At 30.4% G+C, this 15,989-nt stretch carries 11 protein-coding genes; 7 read left to right on the forward strand and 4 right to left on the reverse strand.

Features of this window, described 5'->3' with window-relative positions:
• Positions 1 to 391: 391 nt before the first annotated feature.
• A complete protein-coding gene (locus tag DN394_RS25130; protein WP_001204203.1) occupies positions 392 to 1,435 on the reverse strand; it encodes a Fic family protein in 1,044 nt (347 codons plus the stop codon).
• Positions 1,436 to 2,761: 1,326 nt separating this feature from the next.
• Between DN394_RS25130 and DN394_RS25135 the strand changes: the two genes are divergently transcribed.
• Entirely contained in the window at positions 2,762 to 4,138 is a 1,377-nt protein-coding gene (locus tag DN394_RS25135; RefSeq protein WP_001049445.1) for a lytic polysaccharide monooxygenase, read from the forward strand.
• A gap of 137 nt (positions 4,139 to 4,275) precedes the next feature.
• On the opposite strand, the gene DN394_RS25140 is transcribed toward DN394_RS25135, so the two are convergent.
• The 3 genes from DN394_RS25140 to DN394_RS25150 form a co-directional block, all read right to left on the reverse strand.
• Positions 4,276 to 5,691, reverse strand: coding sequence for a phosphatidylinositol-specific phospholipase C (locus DN394_RS25140; RefSeq protein WP_001033587.1), 1,416 nt, complete (start codon positions 5,689 to 5,691; stop codon positions 4,276 to 4,278).
• Between the two features lie 424 nt (positions 5,692 to 6,115).
• Complete coding sequence (locus DN394_RS25145) at positions 6,116 to 6,685, reverse strand: hypothetical protein (protein WP_064056232.1); 570 nt, start codon at positions 6,683 to 6,685, stop codon at positions 6,116 to 6,118.
• A gap of 591 nt (positions 6,686 to 7,276) precedes the next feature.
• Positions 7,277 to 8,266, reverse strand: a complete 990-nt coding sequence (locus tag DN394_RS25150; RefSeq protein WP_000256376.1) for a LacI family DNA-binding transcriptional regulator — start codon at positions 8,264 to 8,266, stop codon at positions 7,277 to 7,279.
• Positions 8,267 to 8,364: 98 nt separating this feature from the next.
• Here DN394_RS25150 and DN394_RS25155 point away from each other — a divergent pair, with 98 nt between their 5' ends.
• The 6 genes from DN394_RS25155 to DN394_RS25180 all read left to right on the forward strand — a co-directional run bounded on the left by DN394_RS25155 (position 8,365) and on the right by DN394_RS25180 (position 15,765).
• Positions 8,365 to 9,690 (forward strand): DegT/DnrJ/EryC1/StrS aminotransferase family protein, encoded by a 1,326-nt coding sequence (locus DN394_RS25155; protein WP_000855155.1) that lies wholly within the window; start codon positions 8,365 to 8,367, stop codon positions 9,688 to 9,690.
• The gene (locus DN394_RS25160) at positions 9,677 to 10,537 is read left to right on the forward strand and encodes an HAD-IIB family hydrolase (protein WP_000028126.1); all 861 of its coding nucleotides are present in this window, start codon (positions 9,677 to 9,679) and stop codon (positions 10,535 to 10,537) included. The genes DN394_RS25155 and DN394_RS25160 overlap by 14 nt, the downstream gene beginning before the upstream one ends.
• 17 nt (positions 10,538 to 10,554) lie before the next feature.
• Positions 10,555 to 11,604: a Gfo/Idh/MocA family protein gene (locus DN394_RS25165; RefSeq protein ID WP_001020532.1), complete on the forward strand. Its 1,050-nt coding sequence runs from the start codon at positions 10,555 to 10,557 to the stop codon at positions 11,602 to 11,604.
• Between the two features lie 74 nt (positions 11,605 to 11,678).
• Positions 11,679 to 12,881, forward strand: a complete 1,203-nt coding sequence (locus DN394_RS25170) for an MFS transporter (protein ID WP_001238649.1) — start codon at positions 11,679 to 11,681, stop codon at positions 12,879 to 12,881.
• Positions 12,882 to 13,183: 302 nt separating this feature from the next.
• Positions 13,184 to 13,396, forward strand: a complete 213-nt coding sequence (locus DN394_RS25175; protein WP_000511538.1) for a DUF2164 family protein — start codon at positions 13,184 to 13,186, stop codon at positions 13,394 to 13,396.
• Positions 13,397 to 13,782: 386 nt separating this feature from the next.
• Positions 13,783 to 15,765, forward strand: coding sequence for a serine hydrolase domain-containing protein (locus tag DN394_RS25180; protein WP_149294352.1), 1,983 nt, complete (start codon positions 13,783 to 13,785; stop codon positions 15,763 to 15,765).
• Positions 15,766 to 15,989 lie beyond the last annotated feature (224 nt).

A 15,989-nucleotide genomic window follows, 5' to 3' on the forward strand; every position in this document is an offset into this window, starting at 1 on the left:
ATCAAATATTTCTTTGGCCTTATTTTCTTGATAGTACCGTACGTTTATATGTTTCTAAGGGAAAGAAATATTTTCATTTTTATTACCATCTATTGTTTGATTAAGATGTTAACATGAAATTGAAACGTTTACAACTAGAAAATAAAGAAAAAATATTAAAATACGACTTTTTTCGACAATTATTTTATGTTTATATCTAATTTTTTTATAGGAAAAGGCGGAGGAAAGCGGACCTTTTCCTATAAAATATCTTGTTGGAATTAGAAATAACTAAAAAAGTAATAATAGCTAAAAATTAAAGTGAAATTCAATGAATATGAGTTCAAAGTCATGAAATTCAATGATAAAGTTATAATTGAATTTTTGAACCTCAGGTATCTTGAAAGTATGGTCAAATTTTAATCCACGTTGCGTTTCGTCCTTTTGTAACTAGCTTAATATGGCCAAATAATTGCAAGGAATTTAATGCCTTACTAATTGTACTCTCTGCAATGTCTGGATAAGTGTTACGAATACTTTCCTTAGTAAAGGGTTGTTTTTGTTTAAGTATAAAATCCTGGATTCTCTCAACTTTAGTATGTTTACATATAGAATCTAGAACTGTGTTATGAAGATCTTTGTAAGCCTCTAATATAATTGTTAAAAACGTTTTTAACCAAAAGCTATTATTATGTTCCTCGCAGTACCAATTCACCGAAGATTTATAAATCGAATTGTAATAATCAGATTCATGTTTCTTAATATATTTATCCAAACATACATATTTTACAAATGTATGTCCACTCTTAATTAACAGCAATTGCATTAACATAAATGCCAGCCTGTTATTACCTTGATTGAAAGGGACTATGCAATAAAAATTTAATATAAAACGAGCTATTAATAAAAGTGAATGTAGCCCCTTACTAGTATTTAATGAGTTGTATTGATCACATAATTGCTCCATAAACTGTGGAATAAGTTCATGCGGAAGAATGCGGTAACTATTCAAGTGCATTCCATGTTCTGGAATTCCTGGAATAATAAAAGGTTTTTCACGCCATTTGGCACTGTCCGAGGTAATGTAATGTATTAGTTGAAAATGCAATTCCTGTATAGTTGCTGGATTAATTAATAAAGTACAGGAGTTTTTATGTACAAAAGAAAGTGTTTGATAATAACAAAAAATAGCATCTTCAGAAATATTTTGAGGTACGATATCATCTAAAATAAGCTCTTTTAATCTTTTATTAGGAACTTTTACATCTTCATAAATAGTTGTGAAATTTTTTATGTAATGTAGTGGTATAGTTTTTTCTAAATTATTAAATATGTCAGGGTTTTGTTCCTGATAAGCAGCTAATTTTCCTTTGAACTCGCTAATGTCACTTATTAAATTTATTAACCTCCTTTTTAATTCAATATTTTTATACTTATCATCAAAAAAGTCTCTCATTTTTGTTCCCCCTGTAACCCCTTAACACGTTGTTGCATGTATCTTTCCATTCTAAAGGTATTCCACGACATCATTGTAAAATAACGACATTTTTGTTCTGATTTTGATCGTGTTTCAGAATCTATATTTTTATTTGGTATTTAAAATATAGAAATTATAAAGAAGAATCGTTAGGATTCAATTTTAATAGGCATAATCCTAACATCAAATGTACAAATGTACAATAAAAAAATAAAAAATATAAAACTATCGACTCTTTTGAAAGATAATAAATTAATTGTAGGTATAAATGTGTTTTAGTTTAAGAGTAAATATTGAAGTGGTAATAAAATTTTCATAGTTGAAAAAATAGATAAGTAATTAATTTGTGACAGTTATGTGCCTAATCAATTCATTTGCAATGATGAGAATTCCACAATTAAATCCTAACGAGCCTAAATTTCTATATTTAGCCTAAAGATTAGGGGGCTATATTGATGAAATGTATCATTAAATATAGAAATATGTAACGTTTAACACTTGTATTGTAAAATATATTGACATAAGTTAATTTAAATACTAGGTACAGGAGCAGTTAATAACAATTCAGTAAAGTACCCTTTAAACGTTTCACCCTAAAAACGTTTATATTTATAATAATTGCAATCACACTGAAGTTTTTTGTTTGTTCCTGTACCTTATTAGGTAAAAATCATATAATAAATTAATAGAATGTTATGGGGGAATTGGATTGTCAATTCTCTTTTTTACCTTACATTATCAATCTCTAGATGATTTGTTTAAAGTAAGGATTCACAGGGTAGAAGATGACTATTCACAAGTACTATAAAGTTAAGTTGGATATCTAGAGGTATTTTATAGGAACATGTATCTAAGATTAAAGTGTTTGTGTGCATTCACCATTTGAATATAAACAGATTATTTATTGTGTTTTTTCGGTTTTAGAAAATATGTGTGAATTTAGCCTTGGAAATGACTTGTATGTATGTTGTATAGTAGAAGTGTGAAGTCTGGAGGAGACTGATTTAATCAGCTTCTTCCAGACTTTTTTACTTTAAAATTGTATTTTTTCAGCATGAGGGTAAATATAATTCTTTAAATTAATATTTGAATTTTTTGTGAAATAATATAAGGATTTTATTCCTCTATTAATACATAATGTTACAAAATAGAGTTATTGTATTTATTTTATTTTTATATGAGATTAAAAATAATAATAAATGTAACAATGTATGAGTGATATTAGTATATTTACTAGTAATTTGTTCGTTTATCTTTATATTGCTATTATATTAGCGATAACAATAATATATTGGGGGGACAAGAATGAATTTGAAATTTACATCTAAATTTGAAAGATTAAGAAAAAGTAAAAAAGGAATTGGTGCTTGTGTTTTAGCTGCAGGGATGACGGCTATTACAATGATTCCTCAAAGTGCGTATGCACATGGATTTGTTGAAAAGCCAAGCAGTCGTGCTGCTTTATGTAGTCAGAATTATGGAGCATTGAATTTAAATTGTGGAAATATAATGTACGAGCCTCAAAGCCTAGAAGCACCTAAAGGATTCCCAGATGGTGGACCGATTGATGGGAAAATCGCTTCGGCAGGAGGACTATTTGGAGGGATTCTTGACCAACAAACATCAAATCGCTGGTTTAAAAATACGATTATGGGTGGAGCAAATACATTTACATGGAAATATACAGCGGCACATTCTACAAGTAAATGGCATTATTACATTACAAAAAAGGGATGGGATCCTAATAAACCATTAACACGTGCTGAATTAGAACCAATTGGAACTGTGAACCATGACGGTTCGGCCGCATCAAATAATTTAACACATACAATTAATGTACCAACTGATCGAAATGGTTATCATGTTATTTTAGCTGTATGGGATGTAGCAGATACGTCAAATGCGTTTTATAATGTAATTGATGTAAATCTAGTAAATAATGAAACTCCCGATACAGTAGCTCCAAGTCAACCAACTGGATTAAATGCGTCTAAAGTTTCTGCCAATAGTGTTGCACTAACATGGAAGGCCTCTACTGATAATATAGGTGTAAAAGAATATCAAGTGTTACGCAATGGAGAAGTAATTGATACGGTACCAGGTACAACTTTTACTGATAAAAAACTAAAAGCAAATGCGGAATATACCTATACTATAAAGGCATTAGACTCTGCTGGAAACATATCAAAAGAAAGTGAAAAACTAAAGGTTAAGACAACAAATGAAACTCCAGATACAGAAGCTCCGACTCAACCGAAAGGATTACATAGTATGAGTAAAACAGCGACAACTGTTGATTTGATGTGGAGTCCGTCTGAAGATAATGTAGGTGTTGACCATTATATTGTATATAGAGAAAGCGCTGGGGTTATGAACAAAATTGGGGCAGCTGATAATACATCCTTTATGGATAAAGATTTGAAGACTAATACATCGTATAAGTATGTAGTGACGGCGGTTGATTTAGCTGGAAATGAATCTAGTAGAAGTGATGTTTTGAATGTAACGACAAAGTCAGAGGATTCCACATATGAAAAATGGGATGCAAGAAAGGCATACACTAAAGGTGATAGAGTAGTACATGAAGGAAAAGTGTATGAAGCGGTTCAAAATCATCAAGGAAATGGCGACTCAAATTGGATTTTTGCCCTATCGCTTTGGAAGCCAGTTTTGAATAAATGATAAGCGGGGAAGGGTAGTTATCACTAATTCTATGTGCAATACCGAAACAGGGGTGAAGTTTTTAATCTCCATCTCAACATATACGAAATGAAATTATTAAAGAATCCCAATGGAATTCCATTGGGATTCTTTATTTTCTAATTTGTAATAGCGTATATTTTCACTGTAAATTTGTTAGTGGCACCAATTGGACTTGCAATATAATATTTAGTATTCGTGTAAGCTTCAGTCCTAGATCCATGTGAAATATTTTTCCAACGAGTAGAATCTGTACCTAGGGAAACATCAATCATTACATTGAAAGAAATAGTAGAAGGATGATCTTTTTCTGAAGGCTCAATAACCCATTTTAATTCCTTAGTACCTACAGGTAAACTATCAATTTTAAAGTTTTGACTGGATCGGTTTTTTTGTCCGGATAAAGGGCTAGATTCGGATGAAATCTGCGAAATTAATATTTCTTTTTCATTCAAATGTATACCATTTAATTTAATGATATTGTCAATTAAACCTGGCCCAGGAAAGTCAGCTGCGATGATACCAGAATGTTTAATTCCACCTTGTTGCAAGAGTTCGGTCCCAAGTGTATTCATACCACCATAATATACTTGTCCATTTCTATCGCGGGGGAAATCACTCCACGCATTAGTGAGATTCGTTTGAATCAACTTAGGACTACTATCAGTATTTCTGTTCTCTTTTCCACTTGCAACAAACCAAGGATATACATTATTTAAAAATGCGGCTGCACCACCTGTGCCACTAAAATGGTTAAGATAGATTTTATCATTGTTAAAATTATTATTTGTATTTTGAAGGTGGGTTTTCACCGCATTCCATTTTTCATACATTCCGTCTGGTCCGTTTTCAATTTCAAATGTATCTTGTATATTTAAGCTATCGTAATTAATGCCATATTGCTGAGAGGCTGTAAAGTTTTGTAAGATTACAATTTGCCCTCGGATATCGCCTAGAGTAGGATTATTTCTTTTTGAAGTTGGTACAGAACTTGAATCCCAAAAATAGGAGGAATTAAGGTCTTTGTATTTTTTAAGTATTTCTTCAAATGATAGTGAGCCGCTTTCAGGAGTAGTTTCTTCTTTTAAGCGCATTAAAATTGTTTCTGTAGGATGATCTTTTAAAAATTGAATTGCCTCTTTTAATACATCTTCAAACATTGCTTTTTGATTTACAATCCCATGGTACATTGCAAAAGAATCTTTTACACGTTTAACACGCATATCTACATATCGAATTCCAGAATTTAATTGTTGGGGTAGACTCATAGTTTGATTTCTTGTCAAATTTTCATCAAGAAAACTTGCTCCATGTAAAGCCATTGTACCGTGAGTCCCTGGAATAGATATTTTACTTAGTTTTGTTGAATCTTCTACTTTCGACATCCACGATGGATTTTGATATCCTATATTGGATTCATAGGAATAACCTGGATGACTATCAGCTAAAATAGGAGATGGTGTACTTAAACTTGCTAGTGTAAAACATGTGAGTATGCTAATTTTAAAGAAATTTCTCATTTTTATTTTGTTCATTTTATCTCTCCTGACTTTTAAATAATAGATACAATAAAATAAAATGATTTTTTATTATATTTATTGTTTTCATTCTTAAAGTAATGAATTTTTGTGATTGAAAAAATTAAAAATAGAGGTAGTAATTTACTTGAGACTTTAATAGTTTGTTGTAATAAATTGTATCTAATAGCCAAACGGATTCTTAAAGAATAGAAGCATAGATAGGTGAAAAACAAATTTTCCGCGGTACTGTATACAAACAAAACAGAAGTCTTAAAAAAGACTTCTATTTTGTGACATATAATGAATGATAAGGTGGTTAACAAATCAAGATAATGTGACTGAGTGGTAAAAATCTATTTATAGCTGTTTCAGAATCTCTTATAACAAGGCTACCTACGAAAAATGGGCCTCTGCAAGGCTAATAAAAAATTTAAAAATTCTACTCATTAAAACTTAAACTAACTACAGTTGCGATAGATTGGGCTGCATGTTCCCAGCTTCCATCTATAACTTTTCCAATCTGTTGACCAAGTGCATTTAAATCATTTGGATTAACTGGAATCCCATTATACGCAGCAAGAATTGATAAAAGCGGAGCAGCAAATGGTGTCCAACCACCTCTATCAATATTAAATACAGGCTTATCTACTACTTTTCCATCTTGCACAGTAAACTCATAATAAAATTGATCATCTGGACGGAAACTTAAATGATGTGAAATTTGTCCCTTAACATATTTTTTTCCTGCACCTAGATTTACTACTTCTATTTCTTTTACGTTAAATTCATGCTCAAACACTTTTATTTTTTTGACTTCTGGACCATTTAAGGCAGCATTAACAGCTGTTTCTAAATTATTTTGTGCTAATGGTTGAATACTCACTTGTTCCTCTTTTTGTTGGATAGGAGCCTCTTTTTCTGCAGCCAACACCGATGTAGTCGGTAGTGCACCTGTAGCTAATGTAGCTGCAAGTGCTGTCGTCATCATGATTTTTCTTTTCATTTTCATAGTTTTCCTTCCTCCCTTAAAGTTATGATATATAATCTTTTAAAGACTGACACGATGCAATATTTTATTTCATAATGCACGCAAAAAACTAGTTTAAGAATTATGTGAAATTATGTCAGGAAATTAAAATTAATTATATATTCATTCACAATGATATCTATCTACACATATTTTTTCAATTTTCTGACAAATGTAATGATAATGACTACTTAAGAGTCAATTTAGTACCTTGTTTATCTATAGAAATCCTATAAATAAACTAATTTCATAGTGAATGTAATATATTTGATATCAAATGTCTTACATAATGATATAAAATTTCACATTTTTTTATTATTCTATATATCTAAAAAGGGTATCGGAATATGAGTGATATGTAATGCTTGTAATAGGTGTGAATTATGTGATACCACCTATTGTAACAGCTAATATGTAAGTTGTTATCTTTCTTAAAAACATTATCTATCTAGCTTCGTGAAAAGCATTTTGATGGATTATTTTAATTTGATATAAAAAGAGGACGCATTATTATTTACGTCCTCTTTTTATTTTTATTTATTAGATAAGTTTAAGAAGAAACTTTTGTTTTAATTATGTCGATTCACGGATAATTAAGTTTGTAGGATATTCAATAATTTTACGTTTAATAGATTCATCTGTATTTATATATAGTAGTATCTCGTTAACGGTACGTTTACTCAGTTTAACAATTGGAATATCAATAGTACTAATTGTTGGGGTTGTAACTGTACAAATTAATTGATTATCATAACCACAAACAGCTAAGTCAGTTGGAATAGAATACCCTTTAATAGTAGCTCCTTTAATAACTCCAGCAGCAACTTGATCATTTCCTGTAAATAATGCAGTAGGTTTATCTTTTAATTTATCTAGCTTCTCAAAAATTCTAAACCCATCATTAATAGTAATTGCATCTCCAAATAGCCATTTTTTATTGAATGGTAATTGTTTTTCTTTTAAGGCATGCAGATAACCTTGTTGGCGTTTTAATTGTGCTTGACTATTAAGAGAATCAAAACAAAAGCCAATTTTTTTATGACCTTTACTTATTAAATGTTTAACAGCTTTGTATCCAGCTTCAAATTCATCGTAACAAATTATTGGAATAGGTGCATTTTCCTCATACTCATTACAAAGTATTATGGGCCCATATGCTAAATAATGCTCTATATTTTCCCAACTATTTTCTAGGGATGCGAGAATTACACCATCTACAGCCTTATTCTTTAGTAAGGAAAGTAATTCAAGTTCAATTTTTTTCTCATAAAAAGTCTGATAAATTAGCAATTTGTAATTATGCTTTAATAATTCTTTAGAAATTTCTCTAGCTAATTTTCCGAAAAAGGGATGATCTATATTTGGAATTGATAGTGCAATGGTTTGTGTCTTATTTATTCTAAGATTCCTAGCAATAGAACTAGGAGTATAGTTGAATTCTTGCATTACTTTTATTATTTTCTCACGTTTTTCTGAATTTACATAAGGATGATTATTTAGAACTCTTGAAACCGTAGCATTTGATACATTACATAATTTAGCTATTTCATTAATTGTTACCATAGAGAAACCCTCCGTAAAAAAAATGTTGACATGTAATCGATAACATAAAATATAGTCTACTCATGATTTTCAAAATAATTTCTTAGAGGTGATTTAACGTGAAAACTCTTACTACAATTTCTGGACATAGTAAAGACAATTTAGCTTTATTAAAGTGCCTACAGGGGGAAACAAAAGAAAAAGAATTTGAAATTAGTAATATATTACCGAATCACAGGATGAAAGAGAAATTATTTAGGGAAAATAAATTGAAAATAGATATTGATATAGACAAAGATATTTTCAATTATAGCAGAAAAAATATACAGAAAATAGAATTTATGCCAGTTAATCGGTTGATTTCTCAAGATGAGGTTGAAAAAATTATAGGAGTTTTAAAAGATGTTTTACCGACAGGCCAATTTACAAGTGGACCATTTTCAAAAAAACTAGAAGAAGTAATCGGAAGTTATTTAAATAAAAAGTTTGTAATTGCAACAAGTAGTGGTACAGATGCTCTTATGGTGTCATTGTTATCTATTGGTATCCAGCCGGGGGATGAAGTAATTATGCCAGCTAATAGTTTTGCTGCTACTGAAAATGCTGTGTTAGCGGTCGGAGCAAAACCTATATTTGTAGATATAGATCAGAAGAGTTATTGTATTGATCCGTCTAAAATCGAAGAAGCTATAACCCAAAAAACTAAATGCATTTTGCCTGTACATTTGTATGGTAAACAATGTGAAATGAAAAAAATTCGTGAAATCGCGGATATATATCAATTAAGAGTTATTGAAGATGCATGTCAAGCTATTGGTTCTTCAAATCTTGGAGAATATGGAGATATTATTGTTCTTAGTTTTAACCCATATAAGAATTTTGGTGTATGTGGTAAGGCTGGTGCAATAGTTACCGATAATGAAACTCTTGCAATACGTTGCAATCAATATAGTTATCATGGATTTGAAATTGATAAAAAAAATAAAAAGGTATTAGACTTTGGATTCAATTCTAAAATTGATAATTTGCAAGCAGCTATTGGTTTGGAAAGGATTAAGTATTTATCATACAACAATTTAAAAAGAGCGTATTTAGCTCAACGATATATTCGTGAGTTAAAGGATTTAGAGGATAGAGAATTAATAAAACTACCTATGATGACAGAAGATAATGTCTGGCACCTTTTTCCGATTAGAATTGAAAATGGAAGAAGAGACGAGTTGAAAAATAAATTGTACCAATTGTATAACATTGAAACAGATATTTATTATCCAGTATTATCTCATAAACAAAATACCAAGTGGGTAAAGGAAAATGATTTGCAGAATAATATGGTAAATACAGAGCAAGTTCATAAAGAAATATTACATCTACCTTTACATCCAAATATGATGTTAGAAGAGCAAAATTTCGTTTTGGAGGGATTATTCAATGTCAATAAGTAATGAAGTTTTAAAGTCTTTAAATTTTGAAAGACTACCACAGGTTAAAAACCCGAAATATGTAGTGTTCTGTGATTTTGATGAAACTTATTATCCTCATAACATGGATGATTCTAAAAGAAGCAATATGAAATTGTTAGAAAAGTATTTGTATGAACACGGAAGTAAAGGGAATATAGTAATTGGTTGGGTAACGGGAAGTAGTTTAGAATCAATTGTTGAAAAAATGAAAAAGGGTGGTATTCAGTATTTTCCTCATTTTGTGGCGAGTGGATTAGGTACAGAAATAACGTACTTTGAGAGTAATGGGACTACTATAGATGATCAAATTTGGGAAGACAGAATTATAGAGGGTGGATTTGATTCTTCGAAGATTGAAAGAATTATCAAATTGCTAGAAATAAAATATGAAATTTTTTTAAGACCTCAGACACAATTAGGAAGTTCTAAGTACAAATTTAATTTTTATTATGAAGAGCAAAATGAATTTATTGATGCAAAGAATTTAGAAAAGATAGAAGAAATCGGAGAAGTATTCCAAGTTGGAGTTAATATTAACAAATGTAATCCATTAGCTGGTGATCCAGAAAATTGCTATGATGTAGATTTTATTCCACTTGGAACAGGTAAAGATGAGATAGTGAAATTTATTTTAGACAAGTACGAACTAGATAAAACAAATGCAATAGCTTTTGGAGATAGTGGGAATGATTTAAGAATGCTACAAGCTGTAAGACATGGTTATTTAGTAGAAAATGCAACAGAAGAGGCTAAAAAAATACACTCAATGTTAGCTCAAGGTGAATACTCGATTGGAATTTTAAATACTCTAAAGCACATTATTAATTAAAAGGGGATGTTCATATAATGAATATTGGAATTATAGGTGCAGGAAGTATTGCAAGAGCTCATTCTAGAGCATTATCAACTGTTGATAATTGTAAATTAGTTGGAGTGTATGATGTTAATTATGAGAATGCCGATAAATTGATAGGGGATTTTGGTGGGAAGGTTTTTAATAGCTATGAAGAGTTACTAGAAGTAGTTGATGGGGTAATAATATCTTCCCCGAATTTTTGTCATAAATCTCAAGCAGTTCAAGCGTTATTAAAAAATAAGCATGTGTTATGTGAAAAGCCAATGGCTATTTCTTGTGAAGAAGCAAAATACATGATGGCAATAGCAAAAAATACTAATTTAGTAGCTTCAATGGGGTTTAACTATCGCTATCTATCTTATGTTAAGGCTTTAAAACAATTAATTCAAAATGAAGAATTAGGGGAAATAGTAGTGGTAAGGTTGCATTTTAAAAAGAATAGCGCTTTTAGGAGAACTTCGTTTACTTGGCGAGATGATTTTCAAAGTAATAGAACTAGTGGGGCCTTGGGAGATTTGGGAATTCATCTAATAGATTTACTATGGTTTTTATTTGAGAGTGATTTTAGAGAGGATACCGTTCGTACTAAAATTAAAACAAATGTTAAGGAAAAAGAAAGCAAACCAGTTTTTGTTGATGACTATGCTGAGGTTTATGGCCAATTGAAAAATAAGGTTTTTGTTAATATTACAACATCTAAAAGTTCATTTCTTGACGATTGTGGTTTTAGTATAGAGGTAATAGGTACGAAGAAAGAATATAAGTATTCTTCTAAAGAGCCAAATAAATATATACTCTTTGATGGATTGGAAAAACATGAAATCCCGTTACCATTACCTTTACTAGTCGATCCAGAAAACGAGATTTTTGAATGGTCTGATTCTTTTAGAAGTGAAATTATAGAATGGGCTAATGCTGCGGAAGGTGGACCAAATAAGTCTGTAGCAACATTTGAAGATGGATTTCGTTCACAAGTAATATTGGATATGTTTTTTGATAAAAGCAGTAGTAATAAAGAACGATCTGTAGCAACTATTTAGTTTTATGGTAAAAACAGGGGTTTAAAACTTTTACTTAAATCCCTGTTTTTATTTTGGATTGGAGTTGAGAAAAGATGCGGTTAATGTTTTATTATGGTTGCTTGTTTTATTTTATTGTAGGAATAATACATGTTTGTATAGGTAGTTTAATTCCTTCATTAATACAATATTATGGAAAAACTCCTGATCAATTAGGTGTTTTAATATTTTTTCAATTTACGGGTTTTTTATTTGGTGTTCTAAGTTCACCCATACTAGTAAGAAAGTATCATTATTTTAAAACAATAACATTAGGTGTTTTAGTAATGTCCATCGTCCTAGGAGGTTTTATATATATTAAAGAATGGGCATATTTAGCCGTTATTTGTTTTGTATTAGGCTATGGAGCAGGTTTGTTAGAAACTACGGTGGGTTCCTTTATTATTTCAGCAGAAAGGAATAGTGCTGCTAAATTTAGTATTCTCGAAGTATGGTTTGGGGTTGGGGCGCTAGGGTTTCCGTTACTAGTTAATTATATTACAAAATTTTATGAATGGTATTTTATTCCTTATGGGATATTACTATTCTTTATTTTTACACTATTTGTTTGGTACATGCTTGGACGTACAAAATTTCTAAATTTTTCTCCTCAAAATAATGAAAAGGGAGGAGCATCCCTTTCCTCATTCACTCTGAAATTTAAAAGTGAAAAGATTACAGTTATATTATTTATTTCACTTTTTGCATTCTTATATGCAGGCATAGAAACTAATCTTGCAAATTTTTTATCTACAATAATGCTTCTTACCAATAATGAATTAATCAGTTCAGTAAGTATATCTTGTTTTTGGCTAGCAATAGTTATAGGAAGAATACTTGTAAGTAAGCTAGCCCATAAATTTAATTATTGGACATACATTACATCTAGTTGCTTTACATTAGTAATTCTTTTATCTTTATTTCCCTTTGTTCGAGGTGCAGGTATGTACTTGTTTATCATCTTTATTATTGGTTTAGTTATAGCGGGTGTTTTTCCAATAACATTAATCTTAGCTTCCTATATTATGGAAAATAATATTGATCAAGTGACTAGTCTATTTATTGCATCGGCTAGTTTAGGGGGGGCATTAGTATCTTTCCTAATTAGCTGGAGTCTATCATTAAATACTATCACTGTTACTTTTGGGATATTTTCTCTTTTTGCATTGAGTCTAGGCTGTATTATTTTAAAAATGAGGAAAATTTCAACTTATAGTAATGAAAGTGCCAAAAAGGTAGAAAGTATGAAAAATTTATAGAAAAATTTTTTATAATATGAAAAAGGTAATTTTATGTGAAGTCTCTAAAAAAATTGATAAAGTTAAAAGTTCCGTATTTGGGCTTTGTTTTGTATATTGTAATGTGTAATATATACATCAGAGGTACTTCGAAAATAAAAATGATAAGCAACAGTGACTAGTTCTCAGGTGATTGAATATTATGACATGAATAGGCTACCTTGTTGTATATCTAATAAGGTAGTAAACAGCAAAGTTTCATAAATATTAAAAAATTATTTTGATTAGCATGTAAGATTAATCTAAGAGGGGTTTGTTATCGAATGGGGATAAAGATTAGTAAAAAGGATAAGATTGATATCTCTAAAAAATTAAAGTCTTTTTTAGCTGAACAGTATTCACTGAAATTGGGTGAATACATAAGCTATGAGTTACTTGAATTCATAATAAAGGAATTAAATCCACATTTTAATCAAGTTACTAGGGATAGGTTAGAAATGTTGTTAAAGAATATAGAAAAAGATATATACAGTTAATAGAATTTAAATAATAAGATATCATTTTAGATATCTTAATAGCCAGTAAGAATAGAATAAGTAATGCGTTACAAAACACTCATCCAAATGTATTGATTATAAAGGATGGGTGTTTTCTTCATATAGGATGTTATGAAAAACCTGTCGATGAAAGTCTACATTAAAGACTGTCACACATTTTTGTATGCTATATCATTTACTATAACTAAAACCTAATGATATATATGAACTAATTCCAAAGGAGAGTAGTTAATAAATGACAGAATTGAAATAAAATTAGAAAAAATACCTATATAATGGTAGAATATGGTTGGTTAACCTATGGCTGAATAATCAATAAATCTATTATTAAAGGGGGAATTAATTTGGGGAATAGGAAAAAAAGAATGAAAAATTATTTTCAAAGGTTAGTAGCTGTAAGTGTTTGTTTTTTGTTAGTTTTTCTGGGAAGCAATTATTCAAAAGCCGAAACCGTTGCACCTATAACATTAAATCCTAAAGATGTAGAAGCATTCACCAATAAAGTAATTCTAGAAAAAATGAAAAAAGAAAACGCAGCTGGTGTAGCTCTTGTCGTTGTAAAGGATAATCAAATTCTATTTCAAAAGGGGTTCGGATTTTCCGATAAAGAAAAGAATACTCCCATCGATCCTAAAAAAACAGTTTTTCGATTAGCGTCAATATCAAAAGTTTTTACTGCTAGTGCTGTCATGCAATTAGTTGAACAAGGGAAAATTGATTTAAATAAAGATATATTAAATTATATGGGGGGACTAAAGTACCAAAATAACATGGGTGAACCAGTTACAATGGAGCATTTACTTACCCATACAACAGGGTTTGATTACGTAGACCCTAGACCAGAGGACATCCATTATCAAGATAATGATTACACAATGCTTAAAGATTATGTAGAGGATAATATGCCCACAGTAGTGAGAAAGCCAGGAGATACATATACATATGATAATTTTGCTTCTATGCTTCAAGGGTATATTGTTCAAAATCTGACAAACACACCTTTTTACAAATATATGGCCAAAAATATTTTTTACCCTTTAGAAATGCATAATAGCAGTTTTGTTATGACTAATTTTATTAAAGAAAAGTTAGCAACAGGATATGATGCTAAAGGTAATGCCATCCCATTTTATCAAACAAGACCAACAGATATGCCACAAGGGAGTATGTTTTCTACAGGGAGTGATGTAGCCAATTTCATGATTGCTCAATTGAATGATGGTAAATTTAAAAATAACCAAATACTACAAAAAGAAACTGTAGAAGATATGCAAAAAACAAAATTTGCTTTACATCCCAAATACCCTAATATGACATACGGATTTGAGTTCTTTTCACCGCAAAGTCATAATGGGCAATATGTGTTTGGTAAAGGTGGAAATATACCAGGTTTTTCATCTTTAATGTGGTTAATTCCAGAGCATAAAATTGGAGTTTTTGTTGTTACAAATAAAGATAGTTCAGCACTACCTGTTGAAGTATTTGATGATTTTATGAATCAATATTTCCCAGAGAAAACAAAACCTGAATATTTAAACCCTAATGAAGAAGAATTAAAGAAATTTGAAGGGGTTTACCGAGATTTGAGATTAAAAAACCTAATGTCACATGTAAACATAAGTGAAGGAAAATTATATGTAAGTGATAAAGCATATGGTAAACAGGAGCTAAAACAAATAGACCCTTTACTATTTGAGGATGAAAAAGGGAATTATATGGCGTTTAAACTTCACAAAGATGGTACCGTGAAAGAAATGATACATTGGAACTCTGGTAGTTCAGCGGTGAAGCTAAGTGAGCCTGAGAGATTTAAAGACGTAGATGAAAATCATCCATATGCTAAGTTTATAAATCCTTTACATCAATACGAGGTATTACAAGCAAATAAGGAGGGGAATTTCACTCCAGAATCTTCTCTTACACGAGCAGAATTTGCATATTGGTTATCTCAAATTGCTTACTTTACGCCACCTTCAAAAAAAGAACCAGTGTTTTCTGATGTGAAAAATCATCCATATGCACCACATATTCAAAAGTTATATGAAATTGGTATTTTATATGAAAAAGAAGGGGAACAATTCCATCCAGGCCGTGCAATTACTAGACAAGAAGCAGCATGGATTACCTGGCAGTATTTAAAAATGTTAGGAGCGCCATCTGCAGATGCAACATTAAAGGGAGAAACTGATGAATGGGCAATAGAATCCGTGAAAAACATTGTAGGTCATCGTTTAGTAGGGCCTGAGGTTATATATAATGAAGATGGATCAGCAGATTATCTATCAAAACAAAGTATGAAACGGCAAGAGGCAGCTGCATTATTATTTTACGTTTTGTTATCTAGTTAATTTGTTTTGAGGTAAATTTTACAAAAGGAGAAAATCAAGAGAGCTTGAAATAATTCACAGAAAGAGAATAGTCTTAGGGCAATTGTTTATCGTAATAAACAGAGGGTGGATGAGTGATAACCATACCCAAAATCTTAAGTAGAGCTGTTATTAGAAGGATTTCTTAAGTGTTTTGTAATGTAAGGAGCTCCTTTCAGGGGGCTTTTTTTATTTTATTATTAATA

This window comes from Bacillus sp. BB081, assembly GCF_008368895.1.
GTDB classification, from domain to species: domain Bacteria; phylum Bacillota; class Bacilli; order Bacillales; family Bacillaceae_G; genus Bacillus_A; species Bacillus_A wiedmannii.